Here is a 2888-nt window from a genome sequence, read left to right on the forward strand (position 1 = left end):
GAGTCGGGTTTCCCCCTGACTCCTTCCGCGGCGGACAAAACTCGAGGGAAACCCGACTCTGACCCCGGTTTTAAAGCCGGTTTCCCCTCGCGCGCCAGACGTGCAGCCTTGTGCTGCTCGCCACGCGTGGCTTTGCGCTTCGCCTCGGCATCACCACCAGCGGGCATGGCCGGCGGCGCCGACAACAGCGCCTTGCCGAAGGCTTCGTCGTCACCCATCGCCCAGCCCAGCTCCTCGCACAACAGGCGCAGCTGGCGGTGCAGCTCGCGCCATTCGCGCATACGCAGGAAACCGAGGAAATGGCGCCCGCACCAGTCGCGCAGCTTGGACTGGGTGAGCTCTTCGTGGGCATCGCGGTAGGCATTCCATAGCCGCAGGATGCCGATGAACTCGGAGCGCGCGTCGGCAAACAAGGCATGTGCGTTATCGGCCGCCTCGCGCGCCTCCGGTGGTCGCTCGCGCGGGTCCTGGATGCCGAGGAAAGAGGCAATCACCAGCATCTCGCGCAGGCAACCACCCTTGTGTGCGGCAACCAACATGCGCGCCAGTTTCACGTCCACCGGCAAGCGCGACATCTGCCGGCCGATGTCGGTGAGCTTGCGCTCGTCGTTGATGGCACCAAGCTCGACCAGCTGTTGCCAACCGTCGGCCACCGCACGCTCGTCCGGCGCTTCAAGGAAGGGGAACTCGTCGATCTTGCCCAGGCCCAGCTGCAGCATGCGCAGGATCACGCCGGACAACGAGGAACGGCGGATTTCCGGATCGGTGAACTCCGATCGGCTCAGGAAATCAGCCTCCGAATACAACCGGTAACACACGCCCTCGGAGATACGACCGCAGCGGCCCTTGCGCTGGTTGGCGCTGGCCTGCGATACCGCTTCGATATGCAGGCGATCGAGCTTCTGCCGTGGGCTATAGCGCTTGACGCGGGCAAAACCCGGATCAACCACGTAACGGATACGCGGCACCGTCAGTGAGGTTTCGGCGACATTGGTGGTCAGTACCACGCGTCGCTTCGGGCCGGGATTGAATACCCGGTCCTGGTCCTTGGCCGACAGCCGCGCATACAGCGGCAGCACCTCGGTCTCGCGGTATTTGCGACGTTCCAGGGCCTGATGGGTATCGCGGATCTCGCGCTCACCCGGCAGGAAGATCAACACATCGCCGCGCGCATCGCTGCGGGTGATTTCATCGACGGCAGCCACAATGGCAGAGACCGGATCCATCGCCGGATCACTGTCCGCTTCGCTGCGCTTGCCACGCGCTGGCGCCGCAGCGCTGTCGGCGCTCTGCCCCATGTCCTCCAGCGGTCGATAGCGCACCTCCACCGGGTAGGTGCGGCCTTCCACATTGACCACCGGCGCATTGTCGAAGTGGCGCGAGAAGCGCTCGGTATCGATGGTGGCCGAGGTCACGATCAACTTCAGGTCCGGGCGCTTGCGCAGCAGCTGCTTCAGGTAACCCAGCAGGAAGTCGATGTTGAGGCTGCGTTCGTGCGCCTCGTCGATGATCAAGGTGTCGTAGCGCGACAACCAGCGGTCCGACGCGATTTCAGCAAGCAGGATGCCGTCGGTCATGAACTTGATGCGGCTGTCTTCACCGACCTTGTCGGTGAAGCGCACCTGGTAACCGACCACCGTGCCGAGTTCGGTCTGCAGCTCCTCCGCCACGCGCGCAGCCACTGCACGGGCAGCAATACGCCGCGGCTGGGTGCAGCCGATCATGCCCGCCTCACCACGACCTGCCGCCAGGCACAGCTTGGGCAACTGCGTGGTCTTGCCGGAGCCGGTTTCGCCGGCAATCACCACCACCTGATGGGCCCGGATCAGTGCGCTGATCTGTTCGGCTTCACGTGCGATCGGCAGCGCTTCGTCCATGCTGACCCTGATCGGCCGCGCGGCGCGCTGCTGGCGTTGCGCGTGCGAGCGCTGCAGCTGCTGCTGGAAGGCCTGTTCAGCCGCTGCGTCCGCGGGCTTGCCCTGCCAGCGTGACAGCAGCCCCAACAGGCGCCCACGGTCACGGCTCATGCCTCCGTCAATCGCGGGGCGGGCAGCGCGCAGGCGCGCGGACAGGTCTTTCTCGATAGTGCTCATCAATCGTTCAACGTGAAAACTTGAAATGCAGGTATGGTGCGCAGAGCGCTATTGTGTAGCCATTCAACCCGCCAAGGAGAAAAGCGTCATGGCCAAGGCCAAGAACAGCAGCAAACCAGAAGCCGGAAAGAAGAAGCAGGCCGTCGCAGCAGCCGCCACCAGCACCGAGATCGGCAAGAAGAAGCTGGCCGCCGCCGCGCCCTCGGCCCCCGCTGTCAATATTGGGATCAAGGACGCAGATCGCAAGAAGGTCGCCGACGGGCTGTCGCACTTTCTGGCCGATTCTTACACGCTGTACCTGAAGACCCACAACTTCCATTGGAACGTCACCGGGTCGATGTTCAACTCGCTGCACAACATGTTCATGGACCAGTACACCGAGCAGTGGAACGCCCTGGACGAGATCGCCGAGCGCATCCGCGCCCTGGGTTTCAACGCGCCGGGTTCCTACCGCGAGTTCGCTGCGCTGACCTCGATTGCGGAAGAGCCAGGCCTGAATGACAGTGCCGACTGGCGCGAGATGGTCCGCCAGCTGGTGGTCGGCAATGAAGCGGTCTGCCGGACCGCACGCAAGGTGCTGGACCAGGCCGATGACGCCGACGACGCCCCCAGCGAGGACCTGCTGACCCAGCGCCTGCAGATCCATGAGAAATATGCGTGGATGCTGCGGTCGCTGCTTCAGTAAAGGGTTCGACGCAGTACCTGTAGTGGGGGGGGGGGGGGGGGGGGGGGGGGGGGGGGGGGGGGGGGGGCCGGCCCGGGGGGGCGCGCGCGGGGGCGGGGTGACAAAAGAGG

2 protein-coding genes are annotated in these 2888 nt (G+C 64.9%); one reads left to right on the forward strand and one right to left on the reverse strand.

The window, feature by feature from the left end:
* Window positions 1-2093, reverse strand: a 2093-nt coding sequence (gene hrpA / locus QMX78_RS20980; RefSeq protein WP_282273313.1) for an ATP-dependent RNA helicase HrpA, incomplete at its 3' end; no start/stop codon positions are given.
* An 88-nt stretch (window positions 2094-2181) separates the two neighbouring features.
* Here hrpA and QMX78_RS20985 point away from each other — a divergent pair.
* Window positions 2182-2778: a Dps family protein gene (locus QMX78_RS20985; RefSeq protein ID WP_282273315.1), complete on the forward strand. Its 597-nt coding sequence runs from the start codon at window positions 2182-2184 to the stop codon at window positions 2776-2778.
* The last annotated feature ends 110 nt before the right edge of the window (window positions 2779-2888 follow it).

Source organism: Stenotrophomonas sp. PS02298 (genome assembly GCF_029959445.1).
Taxonomy (GTDB): domain Bacteria; phylum Pseudomonadota; class Gammaproteobacteria; order Xanthomonadales; family Xanthomonadaceae; genus Stenotrophomonas.

Coding starts and splice junctions, on each gene's coding strand:
- QMX78_RS20985 (WP_282273315.1), top strand. CDS start 2,182: ATGGCCAAGGCCAAGAACAGCAGCAAACCAGAAGCCGGAAAGAAGAAG.